The organism is Burkholderia sp. BC1 (assembly GCF_052683555.1).
Genome location: NZ_JBQYLP010000015.1, coordinates 64912 through 88721, shown reverse-complemented (window position 1 = coordinate 88721; position 23810 = coordinate 64912). Strand labels below are relative to the sequence as shown.

Annotated in this window: 23 protein-coding genes; 10 read left to right on the top strand and 13 right to left on the bottom strand. The window is 67.3% G+C overall.

The window, feature by feature from the left end:
• Window positions 1-74 precede the first annotated feature (74 nt).
• From ACSHSS_RS10390 to ACSHSS_RS10350, 9 genes are all read right to left on the bottom strand, one after another.
• Complete coding sequence (locus tag ACSHSS_RS10390) at window positions 75-536, bottom strand: peroxiredoxin (protein ID WP_006402305.1); 462 nt, start codon at window positions 534-536, stop codon at window positions 75-77.
• A gap of 90 nt (window positions 537-626) precedes the next feature.
• Window positions 627-1523, bottom strand: a complete 897-nt coding sequence (locus ACSHSS_RS10385; protein ID WP_445544930.1) for a polysaccharide deacetylase family protein — start codon at window positions 1521-1523, stop codon at window positions 627-629.
• A gap of 12 nt (window positions 1524-1535) precedes the next feature.
• Window positions 1536-2591: a bifunctional UDP-4-keto-pentose/UDP-xylose synthase gene (locus ACSHSS_RS10380; protein ID WP_006402307.1), complete on the bottom strand. Its 1056-nt coding sequence runs from the start codon at window positions 2589-2591 to the stop codon at window positions 1536-1538.
• The gene (locus ACSHSS_RS10375; protein WP_445544929.1) at window positions 2588-3535 is read right to left on the bottom strand and encodes a formyltransferase; all 948 of its coding nucleotides are present in this window, start codon (window positions 3533-3535) and stop codon (window positions 2588-2590) included. The genes ACSHSS_RS10380 and ACSHSS_RS10375 overlap by 4 nt, the downstream gene beginning before the upstream one ends.
• Window positions 3532-4557, bottom strand: coding sequence for a glycosyltransferase (locus ACSHSS_RS10370; protein ID WP_445544928.1), 1026 nt, complete (start codon window positions 4555-4557; stop codon window positions 3532-3534). The genes ACSHSS_RS10375 and ACSHSS_RS10370 overlap by 4 nt, the downstream gene beginning before the upstream one ends.
• 6 nt (window positions 4558-4563) lie before the next feature.
• Window positions 4564-5715 (bottom strand): DegT/DnrJ/EryC1/StrS family aminotransferase, encoded by a 1152-nt coding sequence (locus ACSHSS_RS10365; protein WP_048806114.1) that lies wholly within the window; start codon window positions 5713-5715, stop codon window positions 4564-4566.
• A gap of 124 nt (window positions 5716-5839) precedes the next feature.
• Entirely contained in the window at window positions 5840-6211 is a 372-nt protein-coding gene (locus tag ACSHSS_RS10360; RefSeq protein ID WP_006402311.1) for an EamA family transporter, read from the bottom strand.
• Window positions 6212-6224: 13 nt separating this feature from the next.
• Window positions 6225-7901 (bottom strand): glycosyltransferase family 39 protein, encoded by a 1677-nt coding sequence (locus tag ACSHSS_RS10355; RefSeq protein ID WP_217261798.1) that lies wholly within the window; start codon window positions 7899-7901, stop codon window positions 6225-6227.
• Between the two features lie 109 nt (window positions 7902-8010).
• Complete coding sequence (locus ACSHSS_RS10350; protein ID WP_006402313.1) at window positions 8011-8385, bottom strand: Mth938-like domain-containing protein; 375 nt, start codon at window positions 8383-8385, stop codon at window positions 8011-8013.
• A 313-nt stretch (window positions 8386-8698) separates the two neighbouring features.
• Between ACSHSS_RS10350 and ACSHSS_RS10345 the strand changes: the two genes are divergently transcribed.
• The 6 genes from ACSHSS_RS10345 to moaE all read left to right on the top strand — a co-directional run bounded on the left by ACSHSS_RS10345 (window position 8699) and on the right by moaE (window position 15116).
• On the top strand, window positions 8699-9937 hold the full coding sequence (locus ACSHSS_RS10345; protein WP_006402314.1) for a pyridoxal phosphate-dependent aminotransferase: 1239 nt from the start codon (window positions 8699-8701) through the stop codon (window positions 9935-9937).
• Between the two features lie 52 nt (window positions 9938-9989).
• On the top strand, window positions 9990-11318 hold the full coding sequence (locus tag ACSHSS_RS10340) for a homoserine dehydrogenase (protein WP_039221502.1): 1329 nt from the start codon (window positions 9990-9992) through the stop codon (window positions 11316-11318).
• 19 nt (window positions 11319-11337) lie between these two features.
• A complete protein-coding gene (gene thrC, locus ACSHSS_RS10335) occupies window positions 11338-12789 on the top strand; it encodes a threonine synthase (protein ID WP_105841496.1) in 1452 nt (483 codons plus the stop codon).
• 277 nt (window positions 12790-13066) lie between these two features.
• Entirely contained in the window at window positions 13067-14314 is a 1248-nt protein-coding gene (locus ACSHSS_RS10330) for a molybdopterin molybdotransferase MoeA (RefSeq protein ID WP_445544927.1), read from the top strand.
• Between the two features lie 17 nt (window positions 14315-14331).
• On the top strand, window positions 14332-14589 hold the full coding sequence (gene moaD / locus ACSHSS_RS10325) for a molybdopterin converting factor subunit 1 (RefSeq protein WP_006407805.1): 258 nt from the start codon (window positions 14332-14334) through the stop codon (window positions 14587-14589).
• Window positions 14590-14639: 50 nt separating this feature from the next.
• Entirely contained in the window at window positions 14640-15116 is a 477-nt protein-coding gene (gene moaE, locus ACSHSS_RS10320; protein WP_212155455.1) for a molybdopterin synthase catalytic subunit MoaE, read from the top strand.
• 133 nt (window positions 15117-15249) lie between these two features.
• On the opposite strand, the gene ACSHSS_RS10315 is transcribed toward moaE, so the two are convergent.
• Complete coding sequence (locus tag ACSHSS_RS10315; protein ID WP_060041367.1) at window positions 15250-15804, bottom strand: group III truncated hemoglobin; 555 nt, start codon at window positions 15802-15804, stop codon at window positions 15250-15252.
• 240 nt (window positions 15805-16044) lie between these two features.
• Between ACSHSS_RS10315 and ACSHSS_RS10310 the strand changes: the two genes are divergently transcribed.
• Both ACSHSS_RS10310 and clpB read left to right on the top strand, forming a co-directional pair.
• Window positions 16045-16530, top strand: a complete 486-nt coding sequence (locus ACSHSS_RS10310) for an Rrf2 family transcriptional regulator (RefSeq protein ID WP_059843943.1) — start codon at window positions 16045-16047, stop codon at window positions 16528-16530.
• 190 nt (window positions 16531-16720) lie between these two features.
• Window positions 16721-19318 carry an ATP-dependent chaperone ClpB gene (gene clpB, locus ACSHSS_RS10305; RefSeq protein WP_445544926.1) on the top strand — a complete coding sequence of 866 codons (2598 nt, stop codon included), beginning with the start codon at window positions 16721-16723 and terminating at the stop codon, window positions 19316-19318.
• Between the two features lie 121 nt (window positions 19319-19439).
• Here clpB and ACSHSS_RS10300 read toward each other — a convergent pair whose 3' ends face one another.
• Both ACSHSS_RS10300 and ACSHSS_RS10295 read right to left on the bottom strand, forming a co-directional pair.
• Window positions 19440-19871 (bottom strand): YidB family protein, encoded by a 432-nt coding sequence (locus tag ACSHSS_RS10300; RefSeq protein ID WP_445544925.1) that lies wholly within the window; start codon window positions 19869-19871, stop codon window positions 19440-19442.
• A gap of 88 nt (window positions 19872-19959) precedes the next feature.
• Window positions 19960-20583 (bottom strand): ComEA family DNA-binding protein, encoded by a 624-nt coding sequence (locus ACSHSS_RS10295; protein WP_006413422.1) that lies wholly within the window; start codon window positions 20581-20583, stop codon window positions 19960-19962.
• Between the two features lie 278 nt (window positions 20584-20861).
• Here ACSHSS_RS10295 and ACSHSS_RS10290 point away from each other — a divergent pair, with 278 nt between their 5' ends.
• On the top strand, window positions 20862-21323 hold the full coding sequence (locus ACSHSS_RS10290; RefSeq protein ID WP_445544924.1) for a MerR family transcriptional regulator: 462 nt from the start codon (window positions 20862-20864) through the stop codon (window positions 21321-21323).
• On the top strand, window positions 21307-21744 hold the full coding sequence (locus tag ACSHSS_RS10285) for a carboxymuconolactone decarboxylase family protein (protein ID WP_006402328.1): 438 nt from the start codon (window positions 21307-21309) through the stop codon (window positions 21742-21744). Before ACSHSS_RS10290 ends, ACSHSS_RS10285 begins: the two co-directional genes overlap by 17 nt.
• A gap of 49 nt (window positions 21745-21793) precedes the next feature.
• Here the strand turns inward: ACSHSS_RS10285 and ACSHSS_RS10280 are convergent, their stop codons facing one another.
• Window positions 21794-23710 (bottom strand): sigma-54-dependent Fis family transcriptional regulator, encoded by a 1917-nt coding sequence (locus ACSHSS_RS10280; RefSeq protein WP_445544923.1) that lies wholly within the window; start codon window positions 23708-23710, stop codon window positions 21794-21796.
• Window positions 23711-23810: the final 100 nt, after the last annotated feature.

The following is a 23810-nucleotide window of genomic DNA, read 5'->3' as shown; positions in this document are numbered from 1 at the left end:
TGCCGGAAAGCACCGGCGCAGCTACGAGAAATATGGGGCGAACTGGCATTCATTGCGGCCCAATATAACGCGCCTCAAAGCGCTTGTACAGCACTTAGCACGTCGTCCACGTGACCGGGTACCTTGATGCCGCGCCATGCCTGACGAAGCACGCCGTCGGCGTCGATCAGGAACGTCGAGCGCTCGATGCCGCGCACTTCCTTGCCATACATTTTCTTCATCTTGATGACATCGAACAGCGTGCACAGCGCTTCGTCGGCATCGGAAATCAGCGGGAACGGCAGTTCGAGCTTCGCCTTGAAATTGTCGTGCGAGCGCAGGCTGTCGCGCGACACGCCGACGATTTCCGCGCCGGCCTTCTTGAACTTCGGATAGAGATCGCGAAACTGCAGGCCTTCGGTCGTGCAGCCCGGCGTATTGTCCTTCGGATAGAAATACAGCACGAGCTTCTTGCCGCGCAGGTCGGACAGCGACAGGTCGCCGCCCGTGGCCGGTGCGGTGAAATCGGGAACTTGACGGTCTACTTCGACGGACACGTGTTTCTCCTGTTGTTATGGAAAGGCGCCGCCGCGGCGGCGCCGTTCGCGACGGGCCGCGCCGGCGCGCCGCGCATGCGCGTGCGAACTTCAGTCGGGCTGGACGATCAGTTCGCCGGAGCGGCCGGGGATTTCGCCCCACGCGACAGGGTACGATGGCAGCGAATCGCGGTCCAGCGTCGCATGGTAGTCGCCCATCGTCGCGAACGTATGACCCTGCGCGCGCCAGCCGGCAAGCAGCTGTTCGAACACGGGCGCGAGCTTCTGGCCTTCGAGCTCCGCGTGCAGCGTGAACACCTGGTCGTGCGGATTGGTTTCGGTGAACTGCAGAATGTGCGCGGCGACGTTGTGCGTGTCGATGCCGTCGACGCCGAGCACTTCATCGAGCGTCGGCAGCGTGGTCGGCATCTGCACGTGCGACAGCGTGCGACCGCGAACGACCGGCAGATACGGCGAGTGGCCGCGCCCGTCGGACGCATAACGCATGCCCCATGCGTCGATCTGCTCGAACGCCGCATCGTTCATCTGCCAGCCGGCCGCGCCGTGCGTGACGGGCGGTGCGCCGAAGATCTCGGCGAAGCGCGCATGACTCTTCTGCATCTCGCGTACCGTCCAGTCGCGGTCGCGCACGCGGACGTTGTCCTGCCAGTACACGTGGTCCCACGTATGGATGCCGCATTCGAAGCCGGCCTCGTGGATCGCGCGCATGTCGGCGACCGCGCGGCGGCCGATGTCGGGGCCGGGCAGCAGCACGCCGTACATCAGCTGCTTCACGCCGTAGTGTTCGACCACCGACGTGCGCGACACCTTCTTCAGGAAGCCGGGCCGAAACACGCGGCGCAACGCCCAGCCCGTGTGATCGGGGCCGAGGCTGAACAGGAAGGTCGCGCGCGCGTTGAAGCGGTCGAAGATGCGCGCGAGATTCGGCACGCCTTCACGCGTGCCGCGCAGCGTGTCGACGTCGATCTTGAGAACGATGCGAGCCAAGCGAGCGTCCCGTCAGCCTTGTTGCTCGACGAGTGCGCGCGCGTCGGCGACGTGGCCGCGATACGCTTCGAAGATCTTGCGCAGCGCGTCGTCGAACGTCGATTGCGGCGCCCAGCCGAGCTCCTGCATCGTGTTGTCGATCTTCGGCACGCGGTTCTGCACGTCCTGGTAGCCGTTGCCGTAGTACGCGCCCGACGTGGTCTCGACGAGTCGCACCTGCTTGGCGGAATCCGCATACTCGGGGAATTCGGCGGCCAGCTCGAGCATCTTGTTCGCGAGTTCGCGCACCGAGAAGTTGTTGTTCGGATTCCCGATGTTGTAGATCTTGCCCGAGGCGATGCCGTTCGGATTCTCGATGATCTTCATCAGCGCGCTGATGCCGTCGTCGATGTCGGTGAACGCGCGCTTCTGCGAGCCGCCGTCGACGAGGCTGATGTTCTCGCCGCGCACGATGTGGCCGAGGAACTGCGTGACGACGCGCGAGCTGCCTTCCTTCGGCGTGTAGATCGAGTCGAGGCCCGGGCCGATCCAGTTGAACGGACGGAACAGCGTGAAGTTCAGGCCTTCCATCCCATAGCCCCAGATCACGCGATCCATCAGCTGCTTCGAGCAGGCGTAGATCCAGCGCGGCTTGTTGATCGGGCCGTAGGTGAGGGCGGACGCGTCCGGGTCGAACTGCTCGTCCGAGCACATCCCGTAGACTTCCGACGTCGACGGGAACACGAGGTGCTTGCCGTACTTGACGGCCGAACGCACGATCGGCAGGTTCGCCTCGAAGTCGAGTTCGAACACGCGCAGCGGCTGCTGGACGTAGGTCGCGGGCGTCGCGATCGCGACGAGCGGCAGGATCACGTCGCACTTCTTCACGTGATACTCGACCCACTCCTTGTTGATCGTGATGTCGCCTTCGAAGAAATGCATCCGCTCGTGCTTGACGAGATCGCCGAGCCGATCGGTCTGCATGTCCATGCCGAACACTTCCCAATCGGTGGTTTCAAGAATGCGCTTCGACAGGTGGTGACCGATGAAGCCGTTCACACCCAGGATCAGGACTTTTTTTGCTTTCATGAATGACGGGAAGAATGAATGAACTGCGCGAATTCCGCGGGCGTCACGACGGTTTCGCGGCCGTCGCGCTGTTGCCGCAGTTCGAGAATGGATAGCGCGCGGCTGTCGCCGCAGACGCCGAATAGCGCATTATCGCTTACGTGCAGGCCGGGCGGCAAATTCGCTGCAGCCGCGGCGGCTGCGCTGCCGGGCGCCGCCGGGCGCGCGCGCGCGACGATAAAGCGCGTGCCGGCGAGCTCGGTGAACGCACCCGGATACGGCGGCGCGACCGCGCGCACGAGGTTGTAGACCTGCGCGGCCGGCTGCGTCCAGTCGATGCGGCCGTCCTCGGGCTTGCGCCCGCCGTAGTAGCTGCCGGCGGCCAGATCGTTCGGCAGATGCGGCGCCTCGCCGGCCAGCAGCGCGGGCAAGACGCGCCAGAGCGTCTGCTCGGCCGCCACCGTGACCTTGTCGAATACCTGCGCGGCCGTGTCGTCGGGCAGGATCGGCACCGCGGTCTGGCCGACGATCGCGCCGGCGTCGGGCTTCGCGGCCATTTCGTGCAGCGTCGCGCCCGTTTCCGTTTCGCCGTTCAGCACGGCCCAGTTCGTCGGGACGCGACCCCGGTACTTCGGCAGCAGCGAGCCATGCATGTTGTACGCGCCGCGCGGCGCGATCGCGAGCAGGTCGGTCGGCAGCATGTGCCGGTAGTAGAACGAGAAAATGAAATCGGGCTGCGCGTTCGATACCGCGCGGCGCAGCGCCGGATCGGCGGGGTCGGACGGCGTGACGACCGGAATGCCGTGCTCGGCCGCGACCGACGCGACGCTGCCGAACCAGATGTTCTCGTTCGGATTGTCTTCGTGCGTGACGACGAGCGCGACGTCGACGCCGCGCGCGAGCAGTACCTGCAGGCAGCGCACGCCGACGTTGTGATACGCGAAAACGACCGCGCGCGGCTTCATGAGCTCGCCTCCGAGCGCGCCTTCGCGCCGGCCGGCACGGCCGGCACGCCGTCGTGCTGCTCGAGCACGGCCTGGATCAGGTAGCGCGGCCGCGCTCGCACCTGCTGATAGATGCGGCCGACGTATTCGCCGAGCAGCCCGAGCGCGAAGATGATCACGCCGAGCAGGAAGAACGTGATCGCGAACAGCGTGAACACGCCTTGCACTTCCGCGCCGACGATGAAGCGCCGCACGAGCAGCAGCACGAACAGCGCCGCGGAGCCGAGCGACAGGATCACGCCGATGAACGACAGCCATTGCAGCGGCACGACCGAGAAGCCGGTCACGAGGTCGAAATTCAGGCGGATCAGGCTGTACAGCGAATACTTCGACTGGCCCGCGAAGCGTTCCTCGTGCGCGACTTCGATCTCCGTCGGGTTCTGCGCGAACGTATACGCGAGCGCCGGGATGAACGTGTTGACTTCGCCGCAGACGTTGATCGTGTCGATGATGCGGCGGCTGTACGCGCGCAGCATGCAGCCCTGGTCGGTCATCTTGATCCGCGTGATGCGTTCGCGCAGACGGTTCATCATCTGCGAGGCCTTGCGGCGCCAGAGGCTGTCCTGACGCTGCTTGCGAATCGAGCCGACGTAGTCGTAGCCCTCGCGCATCTTCGCGATCAGCTTGCCGATTTCCTCGGGCGGATTCTGCAGATCGGCGTCGAGCGTGACGACGATTTCGCCGCGCGACTGCGCGAAGCCGGCGAGGATCGCCATGTGCTGGCCGTAGTTGCCGTTGAGCAGCACGACGCGCGTCGTGTCGGGACGCACGTGGAACTGGTCGGCGAGCATCGCGGCCGAGCGGTCGCGGCTGCCGTCGTTGACCAGGATCACTTCGTATGACGTGCCGAGCGCGTCGAGCGCCGGATAGAGCCGCGCGAACAGCGCGGCGAGGCCGTCTTCCTCGTTATACACGGGGATCACGACCGACACTTCCGGACTCGTCGCGCCCGGATGGCCGGCGCGTGCTTCTAGGTGATTCATGTACGCTTACTTTCCGTATTGTTCGCAAATCTGATTGGTGGCATCGACGACGCGGCGCACGTCGGCTTCCGTCATCTGCGTAAACAGCGGCAGCGTGACGGTCGATGCGCCGTAGCGCTCCGCATGCGGGAACATGCCTTCGCGGAAACCGCGCGCGCGGTACAGCGTGAACAGATGGATCGCCGGGTAATGGACGCCCGTGGCGATGCCGCGTTCCTTCATCTGCGCCATGAAATCGGCGCGCGAGATCGACAGCCGGTCGAGCGGCAGCGTGATCTGGAACATGTGCCAGTTGCTGTTCGTGAAATCGGCGACCGGCAGCCCGACGCCGAGCCGCACCGCCGCGCCGCCGTCGAACGCCGCGAAGTAGGCGCGCGCGAGCGCGCGGCGCTGCGCGGTGAAGCGCTCGAGGTGCGGCAGCTGGCCGAGGCCGACGCGTGCGGCGACATCGGTCAGGTTGTACTTGCCGCCGAGCACGTCGCAGTCCATGCCGTCGAAGCCGCTGCGCGTGATGCCCTGCAGCCGGTATTTCTGCGCGAGCGTCGCCTCGGCCTCGTCGTTCAGCACGAGCGCGCCGCCTTCGATCGTCGTCAGGTTCTTGTTCGCGTGGAAGCTGAACGACACGATGTCGCCGATCGCGCCGATGCGCTTGCCGTTCCATGTCGAGCCGAGCGCCTGCGCCGCGTCCTCGACGACGCGCAGCCCGTGTGCGCGCGCGATCGCGTACAGCCGGTCCATGTCGACCGGCAGGCCGGCCAGATAGACGGGGATGATCGCCTTCGTGCGCGGCGTGATCGCCTGTTCGAGCTTGTCGAGATCGATGTTGCGCGTGACGGGATCGATGTCGGCGAAGACGGGTGTCGCGCCGGTCTCGAGGATCACGTTGCTCGTCGATACCCACGACGCGGGCGTCGTGATGACTTCGTCGCCGGGGCCGACGCCCGCGATGCGCAGGCCGATCTCGAGCGTGCAGGTGCCGGAGTTGAACGCGCGCACCGGGCGGCCGCCGCAGTACTCGGACAGCGCGGCCTCGAACTTCTGGCACTGCGGGCCCGTGGTGATCCAGCCCGAGCGCAGCACCTCGACGACGCCCTGGATGGTTTCCTCGTCGATCTCGGGGCGGGTGAACGGCAGAAACGGAGCGGTAGTCTGGCTCATGAACGCATAGCCTGTAATGGCGTGTAATAAAAGGGTCGGGCGATCCGTCCGAAACCGGCATTAAACACCGGTTGGCGGATTCGTAGCGTGATTTTTTGTAGGCGGGCGCTTAACGCCGCCGCGCTCAGCTGCGCGCGAGCACGAGCACCCCGATCAGGATGATGCCGATGCCGACGAGCCGCTGGACGGACAGCACCTCGCCGAACAGATACCAGGCCGCGAACGCGTTGACGACGTAGCCGAGCGACAGCATCGGATACGCGATCGACACGTCGACGCGCGACAGCCCGACGATCCAGACGACGACGCTCAGCACGTAGCAGCCGAGGCCGCCGATGATCGGCAGCTGCGTCGCGATCTTCAGACCGACCGGGATGATGTTCGCACGGCTGAATTCGAAGTGTCCAACGGCGTTGACGCCGGCCTTCAGCAGAAGTTGCGCGCACGCGTTGAGCAGCACGCCGGTGATGATGCAGACGAACGAAATCGGGTTCATGCGGCGGGCGTCCTTACGATTGCGGTTTCTCGACGATCACGCGGCGGTTGTCGCGCGCGATCACGCGCATCGGCACCTGCTGCTTGACGAGCGCGTCGTATTCGCCGGGCGGCATGATCGCGAGCGCGTGCGTGTCCTGCTTCCAGCGCGCGATCCACTCGTCGACGGTCGGAACCCATTTGTTCGGCTCGACCGAGATGCCGAACGCCAATTCGTCCTGGCGATGCACCATGATCGTCGTGTGGCCGACGTAGAACGGGAACGTGTGATCGAGCATCTCGATCGAGTAGAACGGCGTGTCGGGCGGCAGCTTCGCGAGCTCGGCGCGCACGGCGGGCGCAAGCAGCGCGCCGGAGCTGTAGCGGCCGAACTCGTCGTGGCCCGTGCCGCCGATCGTGCCGAAGATCAGCCACGCGGCGCCGAACGCGGCGAGCGCGGCCGTCACGCCGGTGCGGCGGTTCAGCCATGCGGCAACGAGCGTCAGCACGGCGGCGATCGCGAGGCCGACGTAGAGCCAGATCTGGAACGCGCGGTACAGCGCGTTCGGCGTGCGCGCGTCGCCCTGGTACGCGAGGAAAATGATCCCGAACGCGGCGGCGACGAAGAACACCAGATAGCCGAGCAGATGGCGCCGGAACCGGTCGGCGCCGAGCAGCGGCAGATAGGCGCCGATGATCAGCGCGAGCGCCGGCGCGACCGGCAGCACGTACGAGATCAGCTTCGAATGCGACGCGCTGAAGAACAGGAAAATGAATGCGCTCCAGATCAGCAGCACGAGCATCGGCGAGAAGCCGTTCGGCTGGCGCGGCATCCGCAGCGCGTGGCGCACGCTCTGCCACGCGACCGACAGCCACGGCAGGAAGCCGACCAGCAGCACCGGCACGAAATAGTAGAACGGGCCCGGCCGGTTCTGTTCCGGCGTCAGGTAGCGGCGGAACTGCTGGACGATGAAGAAGAAGTTGAAGAATTCGGGATTGCGCTGCTGCACGAGCACGAACCATGGTGCGGCGATCGCGAAGAAGATCACGAGGCCGCTCACCAGATAGAGGCGCTTCCAGAGCGCCCAGTCGCGTGCGATCAGCGTATAGAGCACGAGCACCGCGCCGGGCAGGATCACGCCGACGAGCCCCTTCGACAGCACCGCGAACGCCATCGCGGCCCAGCACACCCACATCCAGCCGCGCACGGCGGCGGGGCGCAGCCCGGGCCGCTGCGCGAGCAGCAGCGCGCAGAGCGACAGCGCCATCCAGAACGCGAGCCCCATGTCGAGCGCGTTGAAGTGGCCCATCAGGTTCCAGTACGGCGACGACGCGAGCACGACGGCGGCGAGGAAGCCGGACAGCGGGTTGAACAGGCGCGCGCCGGTGAAGCCGACGAGCAGCACGCCCGCGAAGCTCGCGAGCGCCGTGTAGAGGCGTGCCTGCCATTCGCCGATGCCGAACCAGGCGAACGTCAGCGCGTTGAGCCAGGTCTGCAGCGGCGGCTTCTCGAAGTACTTGTAGCCGTTGTAGCGCGGCGTGATCCAGTCGCCGGTCACGAACATCTCGCGCGCCATTTCCGCGTAGCGGCCTTCGTCGCTCGGAATCAGGTGGCGCATGCCGAGCGGCGTGAACCAGATCACCGCGAATGCGACGAGCAGAAGGACGAGCACGATGCGATTGAGCGGTAGCCTCGACGGCGTATCGTTCATGGAGTTTCAGCCTGTTGGTTGTTGTGATGAGCCGCCGGCGGGTGGCGCCGCGGCAGGCGGCGTGCCGGGGGTGGCCGGCGTACCGGCCCGAGTTTTACCGCATCGGCGCTTAACGTTCAATTAAGAGCGCGGCGGCGACCTTGCGGCCTTCGGCCATCAGGATGTTGTAGGTGCGGCACGCGGCCTGGAAGTCCATCGTCTCGACGCCGATGCGCTGCGCGGCGAGCGCGGCGACGAGCCGCGGGTGCGGGAAGCGCAGCCGGGCGCCGCTGCCGAAGATCACGACCTCGGGCGCCGGGTCGAGCAGCATCGCGAAGTGCTCGGGCGTGAGCGCGTCGAACGACGACACCGGCCAGGCGCGGACCGGTGCGCCTGGCAGCACGATGACGCTCGTTTCGTGGCGTTCGAGGTTGACGTCGACATAATCGGGGCCGTAGCCCGTGACGGTGTTGAGCGCGCCGCTCGCGTCCTGGTGCAGTTTCAAATCGGTATTCCGCGGTTTCCGTGGTGGGAATGGGATCGGGCCGCGCGGGCCCGGGCAGCCGGTTTCGCGCCCGACGCGCGCGGGACGCCTGACGGCGCGGGCCCGGCGCGGCTTTGGTGCATTGCGAAAGTCGGCCAAAATCCGCTAAATTATAACTTTTTGGTCGCCTGCGGGCGCCACTTGCGTCGTGCGCCGCCACAAGCTGCGTCCGGACCGCCGCTTTTTCCCAGCCTAGACAGCGCGCACAGACCGGCCGCTCTCCAGTTTTGATCCCGTCCCCCGGCCGCAAGGCCAACCCAGGAACCGTGTCGTCGTGAAACCGATTCAGAAGTCGAACAAGCTGCTCAACGTCTGCTACGACATCCGTGGCCCGGTGCTCGAGCACGCGAAGCGCCTCGAGGAAGAAGGCCACCGCATCATCAAGCTGAACATCGGCAACCTCGCGCCGTTCGGGTTCGACGCGCCGGACGAGATCATCCAGGACATGATCCGCAACCTGCCCACGTCGTCCGGCTATTCGGACTCGAAGGGCGTGTTCTCCGCGCGCAAGGCGGTGATGCACTACACGCAGGAAAAGGGCGTCGTCGGCGTCGGTCTCGACGACATCTACATCGGCAACGGCGCGTCCGAGCTGATCGTGATGGCGACCCAGGCGCTGCTGAACGACGGCGACGAAGTGCTGCTGCCCGCGCCCGACTATCCGCTCTGGACGGCCGCGGTGAGCCTGTCGGGCGGCACGCCCGTGCACTACATCTGCGACGAGCAGAACGCGTGGATGCCCGATCTCGACGACATCCGCCGCAAGATCACGCCGAACACGAAGGCGATCGTCGTGATCAACCCGAACAACCCGACCGGCGCGCTCTATTCCGACGAATTGCTGCTCGAGCTGCTCGCGATCGCGCGCCAGCACGGGCTGATCGTGTTCGCCGACGAGGTCTACGACAAGATCGTCTACGACGGTCTCGAGCACACGGCGATGGGCGCGCTCTCCGAGGACGTGATCACGGTCACGTTCAACAGCCTGTCGAAGAGCTACCGGTCGTGCGGCTACCGCGCGGGCTGGATGGCCGTGTCGGGCCTCGGCGGCGACAATCGCCGGCGCGCGAAGGACTATCTCGAAGGGCTCGGCATCCTGTCGTCGATGCGGCTCTGCGCGAACGTGCCCGGCCAGTTCGCGATCCAGACGGCGCTCGGCGGCTACCAGAGCATCAACGAACTGATCGTGCCGAGCGGGCGCCTGTACAAGCAGCGCGAACTCGCGTACGACATGCTCACGTCGATCCCGGGCGTCACCTGCGTGAAGCCGCAGGCCGCGCTCTACATGTTCCCGCGCCTCGATCCGAAGCTGTATCCGATCCAGAACGACCAGCAGTTCATTCTCGACCTGCTGCTCGAGGAGCGCGTGCTGCTCGTGCAGGGGACGGGCTTCAACTGGCCCGCGCCGGATCACTTCCGCGTGGTGTTCCTGCCGAACCTCGACGACCTGACCGATTCGATCAACCGGATCGCGCGCTTCCTCGACGGCTATCGCAAGCGCCATTCGGTCTGAGCGGCGCCATCGCACGGCATTCATTACTTTTCATTCATCGACCACACGCAGCATGGAACCGATCAAAGTTGGCCTGTTGGGCTTCGGCACGGTAGGCAGCGGCACCTTCACGGTGCTGCGACGCAACCAGGAAGAAATCAAGCGACGCGCAGGACGCGGCATCGAGGTTGCGCGCATCGCCGTGCGCAACCCGGCCAAGGCGCAGGCCGCGCTCGCCGGCGATGCCGGCGGCGCGCAGATCACCGACGACTTCAACGCGGTCGTCGACGATCCGTCGATCGCGATCGTCGCCGAGATGATCGGCGGCACCGGCATCGCGCGCGAGCTCGTGCTGCGCGCGATCGCGAACGGCAAGCACGTCGTGACGGCGAACAAGGCGCTGCTCGCGGTGCACGGCACCGAGATCTTCGAGGCCGCGCGCGAGAAGGGCGTGATGGTCGCGTTCGAAGCGGCCGTCGCGGGCGGCATCCCGATCATCAAGGCGCTGCGCGAAGGGCTGACCGCCAACCGCATCCAGTACATCGCCGGCATCATCAACGGCACGACGAACTACATCCTGTCGGAGATGCGCGACCGCGGGCTCGACTTCGCGACCGCACTGAAGGCCGCGCAGGAACTCGGTTACGCGGAAGCCGATCCGACCTTCGACATCGAAGGCGTCGACGCGGCGCACAAGGCGACGATCATGAGCGCGATCGCGTTCGGCGTGCCGGTGCAGTTCGACCGCGCGTACGTCGAAGGCATCAGCAAGCTCGACGCGACCGACATCCGCTATGCCGAAGAGCTCGGCTACCGGATCAAGCTGCTCGGCATCGCGCGCCGCACCGAGCGCGGCATCGAGCTGCGCGTGCATCCGACGCTGATTCCGGAGAAGCGCCTGCTCGCGAACGTCGAGGGTGCGATGAACGCGGTCGTCGTGCACGGCGACGCGGTCGGCACGACGCTGTACTACGGCAAGGGCGCGGGCGCGGAGCCGACCGCGTCGGCGGTCGTCGCCGATCTCGTCGACGTCACGCGCCTGCATACGGCCGATCCCGAGCATCGCGTGCCGCATCTCGCGTTCCAGCCGGACAGCCTGTCGAACACGCCGATCCTGCCGATCGAGGAAGTGACGAGCGGCTACTACCTGCGTCTGCGCGTGGCCGACGAAACCGGCGTGCTCGCCGACATCACGCGCATCCTCGCCGATTCGGGCATCTCGATCGACGCGCTGCTGCAGAAGGAATCCGAGCAGGTCGACGACGCGAACGGCGAAACCGACATCATCCTGATCACGCACGAGACGCTCGAGAAGAACGTCAACGCGGCGATCGCGCGTATCGAGAGCCTGTCGACGGTCGTGTCGAAGGTGACGAAGCTGCGCATGGAAGCGCTGAACTGAGCTCAAGACTGAGGACGCCATGAACTACATCTCCACGCGCGGCGCCGGCATCGGCGAGCGCCATACGTTCTCCGACATCCTGCTCGCCGGCCTCGCGAAGGACGGCGGGCTCTATCTGCCGGCCGAGTATCCGCGGGTGTCGGCCGACGAGCTCGCGCGCTGGCGCGCGCTGCCGTATGCGGATCTCGCGTTCGAGATCCTCTCGAAGTTCTGCGACGACGTGCCGGCCGACGATCTGCGCGCGATCGCGCGCCGCACCTATACGGCCGACGTCTACCGCCACACGCGTCACGGCGAAAACGCGGCCGAGATCACGCCGCTGAAGACGCTCGGCACCGAGCACGGCGCGCCGCTCGCGCTGCTCGAACTGTCGAACGGGCCGACGCTCGCGTTCAAGGACATGGCGATGCAGCTGCTCGGCAACCTGTTCGAGTACACGCTCGCGAAGCACGGCGAGACGCTGAACATCCTCGGCGCGACGTCCGGCGACACGGGCAGCGCGGCCGAATACGCGATGCGCGGCAAGGCCGGCGTGCGCGTGTTCATGCTGTCGCCGCACAAGAAGATGAGCGCGTTCCAGACGGCGCAGATGTACAGCCTGCAGGATCCGAACATCTTCAACCTCGCGGTCGAGGGCGTGTTCGACGACTGCCAGGACATCGTGAAGGCAGTGTCGAACGATCACGCGTTCAAGGCGCAGCACAAGATCGGCACGGTCAACTCGATCAACTGGGCACGCGTCGTCGCGCAGGTCGTCTACTACTTCAAGGGCTATTTCGCGGCCACGCGCTCGAACGACGAGCGCGTGTCGTTCACGGTGCCGTCGGGCAACTTCGGCAACGTCTGCGCGGGCCACATCGCGCGCATGATGGGGCTGCCGATCGCGAAGCTCGTCGTCGCGACCAACGAGAACGACGTGCTCGACGAGTTCTTCCGCACCGGCGCGTACCGCGTGCGCAGCGCGGAGAACACCTATCACACGAGCAGCCCGAGCATGGACATCTCGAAGGCGTCGAATTTCGAGCGCTTCGTGTTCGATCTGCTCGGCCGCGATCCGGCGCGCGTGATGCAGCTGTTCCGCGACGTCGAGGAGAAGGGCGGCTTCGATCTGGCGGCAAGCGGCGATTTCGCGCGCGTCGCCGAGTTCGGCTTCGTGTCGGGCCGCAGCAGCCACGCCGACCGCATCGCGACGATCCGCGACGTGTTCTCGCGCTACGGCACGACGATCGATACGCATACGGCCGACGGCGTGAAGGTCGCGCGCGAGCATCTGGATGCCGGCGTGCCGATGATCGTGCTCGAGACGGCGCAGCCGATCAAGTTCGGCGAGACGATCCGCGAGGCGCTCGAACGCGAACCGGAGCGCCCGGCGGCGTTCGACGGGCTCGAGTCGCTGCCGCAGCGCTTCGAGGTCGTGAAGGCCGACGCGCAGCAGGTGAAGGACTTCATCGCCGCGCACACGCGCGCCTGACGGGCGGCCGGGCGCGACGCCCGGCAGCGCGGCACGGCCGGCACGCCGATTCGTCCAACGGATCGCGTTCCGGCCGTTTCGTTTGGCGACGCCGCCGCGCGGTCGCGGCGGCCGCTGGCGTATCGGTGCGGCATGACTGCGGGCATCAGTGCGGCATCGGTGCAGCATCAGTGCGGCGCGTCGGCGCCGATCACAGTTTCCGCATGCCGGCCATATCGCGCGTGCGCGCGACGGCGTCGCTACAATGACGTATTGCGTTCAATCCCCCGATTTCACGATGTCGAATCCGAACCCTGCGGCGCCGCATGCGCCGATGCTGTCGACGGCCGAGGCGCTCGCCGCGCTGCTCGATGCCGCGAAGCCGCTGCCCGGAACCGAAACGGTCGCGACGCTCGACGCGCTCGGACGCGTGCTCGCGGCCGACGTGAGCTCGCCGCTCGACGTGCCGCCGATGCATACGAGCGCGATGGACGGCTACGCGGTGCGCGTCGCCGATCTGCTGCACGGCGAGCGGCGGCTGCCGGTCTCGCAGCGGATTCCGGCCGGCCATCCGGCCGCGCCGCTCGCTGCCGGCACCGCCGCGCGGATCTTCACCGGCGCGCCGGTGCCGCCCGGCGCCGACGCCGTCGTGATGCAGGAGCAGGCCGCGGCCGACGGCGACGCGGTCGAGATCCTGCATACGCCGAAGCCCGGCGAATGGATCACCGCCCAGGGCGCCGACATCCGCCGCGGCGCGGTGATCCTGCCGGCCGGCACGCGGCTCACGCCGCAGGCGCTCGGCCTCGCCGCGTCGGTCGGCTGTGCGACGCTGCCGGTCGCACGGCCCGTGCGCGTTGCGGTGTTTTTCACCGGCGACGAACTGACGATGCCCGGCGAGCCGCTGAAGCCCGGCGCGATCTACAACTCGAATCGCTTCACGCTGCGCGCGCTGCTGCAGCGGCTCGGCTGCCACGTGACCGACTACGGGATCGTGCCCGACTCGCTCGCGGCGACGCGCGACACGCTGCGGGCAGCCGCGCGCGATCACGACGTGATCCTGACGAGCGGCGGCGTGTCGGTCGGCGACGAGGATCACGTGAAACCGGCCGTCGAGGCGGAAGGGCGGCTCGCGCTGTGGCAGATCGCGATGAAACCCGGCAAGCCGCTCGCGTTCGGCGCGGTGCGGCGCGGCGACGATCTGCCCGACGCGCATTTCATCGGGCTGCCCGGCAACCCGGTGTCGAGCTTCGTCACGTTCCTGCTGTTCGTGCGGCCGTTCCTGCTGCGTCTGTCCGGCGTGCGCGACGTCGCGCCGCGCGCGCTGTCGCTGCGCGCGGACTTCTCGCAGAGCAAGGGCGACCGGCGCAACGAATTCCTGCGTGCGCGCGTCAACGCGGCGGGCGGTCTCGATCTGTTCCCGAACCAGAGCTCGGCGGTGCTGACCTCGACCGTCTGGGGCGACGGCCTGATCGACAATCCGCCGCAGCACGCGATCAGCGCGGGCGAGACCGTGCGCTTCATTCCGTTTTCCGAACTGCTGTCGTAACGCGACGGCTTCCCGACATGAAGATTCAGCTGAAATTCTTTGCGAGCGTGCGCGAGGCGCTCGGCGTCGCCGACGAACAGGTCGACGTGCCGGACGGCATCGCGACGGTCGGCGACGTGCGCGCGTGGCTGCGCACGCGCGGCGGCGCCTGGGCCGAGACGCTCGCCGAAGGGCGCGCGTTGCGCATGGCCTGCAATCACGAGATGACCGACGCCGGCACGCGCATCACCGACGGCTGCGAAGTCGCGTTCTTTCCGCCCGTCACGGGCGGCTGAGCGATGCGTTCGGTACAGGCGGCCGGCGGCGCGCCGGCAGGGAGCGAATGATGGCGACCGTACGAGTGCAGACCGACGATTTCGATCTGAACGCCGAGGTGGCGGCGCTGCGCGCGCGCAATCCGAAGATCGGCGCAGTCGCGTGCTTCGTCGGCACCGTGCGCGACCTGAACGAAGGCGACGCGGTGGCCGCGCTGGAGCTCGAGCACTATCCGGGCATGACGGAGAAGGCGCTCGAGAAGATCGCGGCGGACGCCGCCCGGCGCTGGCCGGGCATCGACGTCGCGATCGTCCATCGGGTCGGCAAGCTGTATCCGCTCGACCAGATCGTGATGGTGGCGACGGTCGCCGCCCATCGCGGCGACGCGTTCGCGTCGTGCGAATTCGTGATGGATTACCTGAAGACCGATGCGCCGTTCTGGAAGAAGGAGACGACGCCGGACGGCGAACGCTGGGTCGACGCGCGCAGTACCGACGATGCGGCGCTGGCGCGCTGGGGGATCGAGTCGCGCAACGCGGCGCGCTGAGTGCGGTTCTGCGGCCGTGGCTGCGGCTGCGCGATGCCGGGCCGGCGTCCCGCGGTGGCCCGCGCGGGCGGTGCAGCGCCGAAAGCCGACGAGGACGGCGAACGCGGCGGCGCGGCATCGGCCCGCACGGCCATCAGTCGTCGGCGCCGCGCCCGATGATCTTCGCCGGAAACGGCTCGCCGCGTGCGCGCGACGGCAGCGCATGCGGATCGTCGCCGGCATCGGGCCGGCGCGGTGCGATCGCGTCGAGCAGCGCCTGCTGCTCGGGCGGAATCCGGTAATCCCAGCCGAAACGGCTCAACTGCAGGCTCTGCGCGATCCGCAGCGCGGGCTCCATGAAGCGGATCGCCGCCGCGGGCGCATAGCGCGTGTCGACCGTGTTCAGAAACAGCGACAGCCAGCGGCTGAAGTGTGCGGGCTCGATGCCTTCGAGCGGCTGATGCGCCTGCTGTACATTGCCGCGATAGCGCTTCGTGCCGAGCACGAGGCTCGACCAGAAGCTGACCATCTTCGGCAGATGCTCGTCCCAGCGTCCCGCGAGCTTCGTGTCGAACACCGGCCCGAGCAGCGGGTCGGCGCGCACGCGATCGTAGAACGCATAGACGAGGTCGCGGATATTGTCTTCGGTCGGCTCGGCGTCGCGCAGGCGCGCGGGTGCCGAATCGGGCGGGGCGGATGGAGCAGTCATGTGAACCTGAGGCGGAAATCGGGGCGATGCGCGAGACGGCGCACGGGACGCGGGCACGATTTTGCCGCAAAATAGCGTCCATTCACCCATGAAAAACGTGCAAACATCAGGCATCTTATTGCTTGCGCGCGATCCCGGCAACCGGGCGAGCGCAAGCGGCGCGCAGAACCGGTCCGACGCATGCCGCCTTCCGTCCTGCCCGCGTAATCGGGGCACGATCCTCAATCATCCTACTGGCTCATGAGACTGACCGACTACACCGACTATTCGCTGCGCGTGATGCTTTACCTGGCCGTGCGCGGCGAGGGGCTTGCGACGATTCAGGAAATTTCGGATGCCTACGGCATCTCGAAGAATCATCTGATGAAAGTCGTGCAGCGGCTCGGCGAACTCGGCTGGGTCGACACGGTCCGCGGCCGCAACGGCGGGCTGCGGCTCTTTCCTGCGTCGCTGAAGCTGACGGTCGGCGAAGTCGTGCGCGCGACCGAGACCGACTTCGCGCTGGTCGGCTGCTTCGTAGCCGGCGACGATACGCGCGGCTGCGTGATCGAGCCGCAGTGCCGGCTGAAGGGCGTGCTGGCTGCCGCGCGCGACGCCTTTTTCGCCGAGCTCGAACGCCATACGCTCGCCGAGCTCGCCGAGCCCGCCCCGGCGCTCGTGTCGCTGCTCGGCATCCGGCCGATCGCGGTCGCGCGCACGCCGCACGCGGCAGGCTCGACCGAGTAGCGCGGGCGCCGCGCCCGGCACACCGGCCGACACGACCGTGCAGCGCCCCGCGCGATCGCGGCCCGAATCGGCGCATGCGCGTGCCTGCCGCAGCCGACACTTTTTTGCGCTGTATCGACCCGAGTTCCGCTTGAAAGCCGCATAACCATCCTCACTTTGGTGTTAATCGAAAATTGGAGGTCTCAACTAAATGAGAATCGACAAGCTCACCACCAAGTTCCAGGAAGCGCTTGCGGATGCGCAAAGCCTCGCGGCCGGCCGCGACAATCAATACATCGAACCGGTTCACGTGCTCGCGGCGCTGCTCGCGCAGCAGGACGGTTCCGCGCGCTCGCTGATGTCGCGGGCGGGCGTCCACGTGCAGGCGCTGCAAGGCGCGCTGAACGACGCGATCGCACGCCTGCCGCAGGTCACGGGCACGGGCGGCGACATCCAGATCGGCCGCGAGCTGGCCGGCCTGCTGAACCAGGCCGACAAGGAAGCGCAGAAGCTCAACGACACGTTCATCGCGAGCGAGATGTTCCTGCTCGCGGTCGCGGACGACAAGGGCGAAGCAGGCAAGCTCGCGCGTCAGCACGGTCTCACGCGCAAGGCGCTCGAAGCCGCGATCGCCACGGTGCGCGGCGGCTCGCAGGTGCATAGCCAGGACGCGGAAAGCCAGCGCGAAGCGCTGAAGAAATACACGGTCGACCTGACCGAGCGCGCGCGCGCCGGCAAGCTCGATCCCGTGATCGGCCGCGACGACGAAATCCGCCGCTCGATCCAGATCCTGCAGCGCCGCACCAAGAACAACCCCGTGCTGATCGGCGAGCCGGGCGTCGGCAAGACGGCCATCGTCGAAGGGCTCGCGCAGCGGATCGTCAACGGCGAGGTGCCGGAGACGCTGAAGGGCAAGCGCGTGCTGTCGCTCGACATGGCCGCGCTGCTCGCCGGCGCGAAGTATCGCGGCGAGTTCGAGGAGCGCCTGAAGGCCGTGCTCAACGACATCGCGAAGGACGAAGGCCAGACGATCGTGTTCATCGACGAGATTCACACGATGGTCGGCGCCGGCAAGGCCGAAGGCGCGATGGATGCGGGCAACATGCTGAAGCCGGCGCTGTCGCGCGGCGAGCTGCACTGCATCGGCGCGACCACGCTCGACGAATACCGCAAGTACATCGAGAAGGATGCCGCGCTCGAGCGCCGCTTCCAGAAGGTGCTCGTCGACGAGCCGAGCGTCGAGGCGACGATCGCGATCCTGCGCGGGCTGCAGGAGAAGTACGAACTGCACCACGGCGTCGACATCACGGACCCGGCGATCGTCGCCGCGGCCGAGCTGTCGCACCGCTACATCACGGACCGCTTCCTCCCGGACAAGGCAATCGACCTGATCGACGAGGCCGCTTCGAAGATCAAGATGGAAATCGATTCGAAGCCCGAAGAGATGGACAAGCTCGACCGCCGGCTGATCCAGCTGAAGATCGAGCGCGAGGCCGTGAAGAAGGAGCAGGACGAAGCGTCGCAGAAGCGGCTGCAGCTGATCGAGGAAGAGATCGAGCGGCTCGGGCGCGAGTATGCGGACCTCGAGGAAATCTGGACCGCCGAGAAGGCCGCGGTGCAGGGCAGCGCGCAGCTGAAGGAAGAGATCGAGAAGGTGCGCGCGGACATCGCGCGGCTGCAGCGTGAAGGCAAGCTCGAGAAGGTCGCCGAACTGCAGTACGGGAAGCTGCCGCAGCTCGAGGCACAGCTGAAGCAGGTCACGCAGGCCGAAGAGCAGGAGCAGCACAATCCGACGCGGCCGCGTCTGCTGCGCACGCAGGTCGGCGCCGAGGAGATCGCGGAAGTCGTGTCGCGCGCGACCGGGATTCCGGTGTCGCGGATGATGCAGGGCGAACGCGAAAAGCTGCTGCACATCGAGGAGAAGCTGCACGAGCGCGTGGTCGGCCAGGACGAGGCGATCAACGCGGTCGCCGATGCGATCCGCCGCTCGCGTGCGGGCCTCGCCGATCCGAACCGTCCGTACGGCTCGTTCCTGTTCCTCGGCCCGACGGGCGTCGGCAAGACCGAGCTGTGCAAGGCGCTCGCGTCGTTCCTGTTCGATTCGGAAGAGCATCTGATCCGTATCGACATGAGCGAGTTCATGGAGAAGCACAGCGTCGCGCGGCTGATCGGCGCGCCGCCGGGCTACGTCGGCTACGAGGAGGGCGGCTACCTGACGGAAGCCGTGCGCCGCAAGCCGTACAGCGTGATCCTGCTCGACGAGATCGAGAAGGCGCATCCGGACGTGTTCAACGTGCTGCTGCAGGTGCTCGACGACGGTCGCATGACCGACGGGCAGGGCCGCACGGTCGACTTCAAGAACACGGTGATCGTCATGACGTCGAACCTCGGCTCGCAGGTGATCCAGTCGATGACGGGTTCGCCGCAGGACGAGATCAAGGATGCGGTGTGGCTCGAGGTGAAGCAGCATTTCCGCCCCGAGTTCCTGAACCGGATCGACGACGTCGTCGTGTTCCACGGCCTCGACCGCCACAACATCGAGTCGATCGCGAAGATCCAGCTCGCGCGCCTGCACGACCGGCTCGCGAAGCTCGACATGGCGCTCGACGTGTCGCCGGCGGCGCTCGAGCAGATCGCGAAGGTCGGCTACGATCCGCTGTTCGGTGCACGGCCGCTGAAGCGCGCGATCCAGCAGGAGATCGAGAACCCGGTCGCGAAGCTGATCCTCGCCGGCCGCTTTGGCCCGAAGGACGTGATTCCCGTCGACGTCAACGACGGCAAGTTCGTGTTCGACCGCGTCGTGCACTGATCGCCGTCATCGGCAGCGTCGCCCGGTTCGTGCCGGGCACGCAAAAAACGAACACCCCGCCTCGGCGGGGTGTTTGCTTATGGGGCCGCGTACGACGGCGCAGGGCCGTCGCGCGTACCGCTCAGGCCTGCTTGTTCCCGCCGAACATGCCGGCCAGCTGCGTGAGCGCGCCGAGCACGTTCGACGTGTCGACCTGGCCGTCGCTCGGCACTTCGCCGTTCGGCGTCGCGTGGTTCACGACGTGCGGCAGCACCTGCGCGAGGATCGACGACGCCTGCGCCGGGTCGATGCCGACCTTGCTCGCGAGCGAGCCGACCACGTCGGAGCCCAGCACGTTCTGCAGCGTGTCCGGCGAGATCGGCTGATTCGCGCCGGTGCCGACCCACGAGCCGATGACTTCGCCGGCGCCGCCCGCCTTGAATTTTTCGATGAGGCCGTTCAGGCCGCCCGGCTGGTTGTTGATGAATTCGAGCGCGGTCGTAATCAGCGCGCTTTGCGAGTTGCCGCCGGCCTGGCCGCCGATCAGACCGCCGACGATGTCGAGGAGACCCATGGTTCTTCACCTTCACTGAAAGGGGCGCCGCAAGGCGACGCCCGTTGCACGGATGCCGCGCACGCGTCCGTCGCGCGCGCGGCGCACATCAGGCGCCCGACGCCGCGGCGGCGGAGGCTGCCTTGTCCTTCTTGCTCTTCTTCTTCGAACCCTTCGCTGCCTTCGTCGACGATGCGGCAGCCGGCGCGCTCGCGCTTGCGCCCGCGTCCGCGGACGCCGCGGCTGCTGCTGCCGCCTTCTCCTTCTTCGAGGCGCGCTTGCTCTTGGCCGGCTTGGTCGCCGCGGCCGGCGTGCTCGCCGCCGGTGCCGGCGCCGGCGCGGCGGCCGTGGTGCCGGCCGTCGCGGTGGTCGACGTCGATGCCGTACCGGCGGACGTCGTCGTCGACGTCGTGGCCGAGGTCGTCGCGGCCGGCTTCGACAGCTTCACGCCCTTCGGCGGCGCGGACGAGCCGCCGATCGTCAGCCCGTTTTCCTCGAGATGCCCGACCGACTTCGTGCCGAGCCCCTTCACGCGCGTGGCGAGATCGTCGGCATCCTTGAACGGGCCGTTCTTCGTGCGCTCGTCGATGATCGCCTTCGACTTCACGGGCCCGAGGCCCTTCACCGATTCGAGCGCGGCCTGATCGGCCGTGTTGACGTCGACGGCGGCCGCAAGGCCCGCAGCGAGCGACAGCGATAACGCGACGAACAGCATCAGCAGCTTTTTCAGCATGGCAAGGGCTCCCTGGTTCGGACGGATGAATGGCTGTTGCAACGGACGGCGGATGCGACACGGCCGGGCGTCGCCGTTAAGCATAGGACAAATGCGTGCCCTTTTTAAGACAGGCTGCACGAATCTTGCTCAAGCGCGCGCCGCGTGTAAAGGGCGAATGCGCCGCGGCGGCGCGGTTTTGACGATTCTTTACGGTATTGCCGCGCCGGCGGCACGATGCTGGCCGTTCGACGGCGCTTGACTTAGAGTGAACTCTAACTCCTAACCTTGAGCGTGCCATGTCGATGACCGAATCGAAACCTTCCGCCGCCGGTCCGCTGACGATCGGTGAAGTCGCCGCGCGGATGCGCGTGTCGACGCATACGCTGCGCTATTACGAGCAGGCCGGGCTGCTGCGTGCGATTTCGCGCAACGCGGCCGGGCACCGGCTTTATGCGCCGGCCGATCTGGACTGGCTCGCGTTCGTGATGCGTCTGAAGTCGACCGGAATGCCGATCGCGCAGATGCAGCAGTTCGCGGCGCTGCGCGCGCAGGGCGAGCCGACGCTCGGCGCACGGCGTCGGCTGCTGATCGCGCATCGCGATGCGGTGCGTGCGCATCTCGTGGAGCTGCAGGCGAGCCTCGACGCGATCGGCGAAAAGATCGCGCACTACGAGGCGCTGGAGCGCGAGTCGGAACGACAGGCGAGACCTTCTCATTCACTCAAGGAACAAGACGAACATCATGGAACGAGTCGTTGAAGATCGCTATGCGCGCGGCTGGGACAAGCTCAAGGAAATCGACGGCGACGCGGGCGAGCGCGTGATCGCCGCGCTCGCGCCGATCGCGCCGGACTTCGCGCGGATGGTCATCGAATTTTCGTTCGGCGAGATTTACAGCCGCCCGCAACTGGACCTGAAATCGCGCGAGATCGCGACGATCGCGGCGCTCGCCGCGCTCGGCAATGCGCAGCCGCAACTGAAAGTGCATATCGAAGGTGCGCTGAACGTCGGTTGCACGCGCGACGAGATCGTCGAAGTGTTCATGCAGATGGCCGTCTATGCCGGTTTCCCGGCCGCGCTGAACGCGCTGTTCGCCGCGCACGAGGTGTTCCGCCAGCGCGACGAAGCGGCGGGCGCGGCGCGCGACGACACGCCCGCGGCGCCCGCCGAAACCGCGTGACACGCGTGATGCGCGCGACACGGCATGCGCGCGCGGATCGGCGCGCGCGTCACACGCGGTGCGGCGCGACTATCCGGTATTTCGCGATGCGCCGATACAGCGTCGCGCGCGACATGCCGAGTGCCTGCGCGGCCGCATCGGGCCGCCAGCGGTGCGCGGTCAGCGCCGCGACGATGCGGCTGCGTTCGTCGTCGGGCAGCACGCTCCCGGTGTCCGCACCGAGCTGCGCGGCGACGTCGGCCGGCAGATCACGCCGTGTCACGCGTGCGCCGTCGCATACCGCGCAGGCATAGCGCATCACGTTGCGCAACTGACGCACGTTGCCGGGCCACGGATAGGCGGCGAGCTGCTCGGCGAGCGTCGTGTCGAGCGTCAGCACGTGGCCGGTCGCCTGCGCTTCCTCGGCGAACACGGCTGCGATCAGGTCGCGCACGTCGGCGCGTTCGCGCAACGGCGGCAGCTCGAACGTCGCGCCGCTGAGCCGGTAATAGAGATCCTCGCGGAACGTGCCGGCCGCGACCATCTGCGCGAGATCGCGGTGCGTCGCGCAGATTACGTCGAGATCGACGCGCACCGGCGTGTCGCTGCCGAGCGGCACGACTTCGCCGTCGGCAAGCACGCGCAGCAGGCGCGTTTGGAGCGCGAGCGGCATGTCGCCGATTTCGTCGAGAAACAGCGTGCCGCCGTCGGCCAGCGCGATCTTGCCGCGTGCGCCGTGCTTGCGTGCGCCCGTGAATGCGCCGGCCGCGTAGCCGAACAGTTCGCTCTCGATCAGCGCTTCGGGCAGCGCGCCGCAATTGACGGCGACGAACGGCCGTGTGCGTCGCGCGCCGGCATCGTGGATCGCCCGGGCGAACACTTCCTTGCCCGCGCCGGTTTCGCCGAGCACGAGAATCGGCAGGCGCTTGCTCGCGACGCGCAGCGCGAGTTCGGCCTGCTGCGCGACGCGCGCGTCGCTGCTGTGCAGGAACGGCGTCAGCGCGCCGACGTGGCGCTCGGTCGCGCCCGGCCGGCGCGATGCGCTGCCGGCGTCGCGTCCCGCGCGGCGCAACGGCGCGCGCAGCCGCGCATGCAGCGTCGCACCGGTCGCGCGCAGGCGCAGCGCGACGATCGCGTCGAGCCGCGCGGCGTCGCGCAGCGGCATGTCGGTCACGTCGAAAATCTCGTCGATGTGGCGCGGCTCGCGCAGCTCCGGCAGCGCGTCGCGCGCGCGCCGGTTGGCGGCGACGATGTTGCCGCATTCGTCGAACGCGATCAGCCATTCGGGCTGCGCCTCGACGTAGTGACGATTAGGATGCCCGAACAGGATCCAGTGCTGCGCCGTGCTGTGCACGAAGTAGCCGTCCTCGATCAGCGCCGCGCTCTGCCGCACGAGCTGATAGACGAGACGCTGGCTGTCGCGATTGTCGGGCGACTGCACGGCCGACGCGTCGAGCACGCCGATCAGCTCGCCGGCCGGCGAAAAGATCGGCGCCGCGCTGCAGGTGAGCGTCGTGAACGCGGCACGGAAATGGTCGGTCTTGTGCACGGTGATCGGCGCGAGATCGGTCAGCACGCTCGCGACGCCGCACGTGCCTTCCTCGCTCTCCGACCAGCACGAGCCGATGTGCAGCCCCGCATGGCGAAAGTCGTTGCGGCGCTCGCGATCGATCCGATAGTCGATCGTCACGCCGTGCGCGTCGGTCAGCATCACGCAGTAATCGGCGACGCGGATCATCTCGTGCAGCCGCGTGAGGCACTGGCCCGATGCGCGCAGAAACGCTTCTTCCTTGTCGCGCACCTCGCGCAGCTCGGCCGCGGTCAGCACGCGCGGGCCGATCGACGATGCGGGGTCGAGCCGGTAGCGCTCGAGCGAGCGCTGCCATGACGAGACGAGGCGCGTCGAATCGGCCGGCGGCGGCAAACGGCCGGCGAGCGCACCGAGCACGCGGTCCGCATGCTGGGCCTGGGGAACGACGTAAGGCATGGTCGGCTCCGGTTCCGTACGACGGGGAATTCGATGCTCTTGTAGCACATCCGTTTCGGCGGATCACATTGCGCCGCAGCACGGGAGACGCCTGAGACGT

Coding starts and splice junctions, on each gene's coding strand:
- ACSHSS_RS10380 (WP_006402307.1), bottom strand. CDS start 2,591: ATGAAAGCAAAAAAAGTCCTGATCCTGGGTGTGAACGGCTTCATCGGT.
- ACSHSS_RS10375 (WP_445544929.1), bottom strand. CDS start 3,535: ATGAAGCCGCGCGCGGTCGTTTTCGCGTATCACAACGTCGGCGTGCGC.
- ACSHSS_RS10370 (WP_445544928.1), bottom strand. CDS start 4,557: ATGAATCACCTAGAAGCACGCGCCGGCCATCCGGGCGCGACGAGTCCG.
- ACSHSS_RS10365 (WP_048806114.1), bottom strand. CDS start 5,715: ATGAGCCAGACTACCGCTCCGTTTCTGCCGTTCACCCGCCCCGAGATC.
- ACSHSS_RS10360 (WP_006402311.1), bottom strand. CDS start 6,211: ATGAACCCGATTTCGTTCGTCTGCATCATCACCGGCGTGCTGCTCAAC.
- ACSHSS_RS10355 (WP_217261798.1), bottom strand. CDS start 7,901: ATGAACGATACGCCGTCGAGGCTACCGCTCAATCGCATCGTGCTCGTC.
- ACSHSS_RS10340 (WP_039221502.1), top strand. CDS start 9,990: ATGGAACCGATCAAAGTTGGCCTGTTGGGCTTCGGCACGGTAGGCAGC.
- thrC (WP_105841496.1), top strand. CDS start 11,338: ATGAACTACATCTCCACGCGCGGCGCCGGCATCGGCGAGCGCCATACG.
- ACSHSS_RS10330 (WP_445544927.1), top strand. CDS start 13,067: ATGTCGAATCCGAACCCTGCGGCGCCGCATGCGCCGATGCTGTCGACG.
- moaD (WP_006407805.1), top strand. CDS start 14,332: ATGAAGATTCAGCTGAAATTCTTTGCGAGCGTGCGCGAGGCGCTCGGC.
- moaE (WP_212155455.1), top strand. CDS start 14,640: ATGGCGACCGTACGAGTGCAGACCGACGATTTCGATCTGAACGCCGAG.
- ACSHSS_RS10315 (WP_060041367.1), bottom strand. CDS start 15,804: ATGACTGCTCCATCCGCCCCGCCCGATTCGGCACCCGCGCGCCTGCGC.
- ACSHSS_RS10310 (WP_059843943.1), top strand. CDS start 16,045: ATGAGACTGACCGACTACACCGACTATTCGCTGCGCGTGATGCTTTAC.
- clpB (WP_445544926.1), top strand. CDS start 16,721: ATGAGAATCGACAAGCTCACCACCAAGTTCCAGGAAGCGCTTGCGGAT.
- ACSHSS_RS10300 (WP_445544925.1), bottom strand. CDS start 19,871: ATGGGTCTCCTCGACATCGTCGGCGGTCTGATCGGCGGCCAGGCCGGC.
- ACSHSS_RS10295 (WP_006413422.1), bottom strand. CDS start 20,583: ATGCTGAAAAAGCTGCTGATGCTGTTCGTCGCGTTATCGCTGTCGCTC.
- ACSHSS_RS10290 (WP_445544924.1), top strand. CDS start 20,862: ATGTCGATGACCGAATCGAAACCTTCCGCCGCCGGTCCGCTGACGATC.
- ACSHSS_RS10285 (WP_006402328.1), top strand. CDS start 21,307: ATGGAACGAGTCGTTGAAGATCGCTATGCGCGCGGCTGGGACAAGCTC.
- ACSHSS_RS10280 (WP_445544923.1), bottom strand. CDS start 23,710: ATGCCTTACGTCGTTCCCCAGGCCCAGCATGCGGACCGCGTGCTCGGT.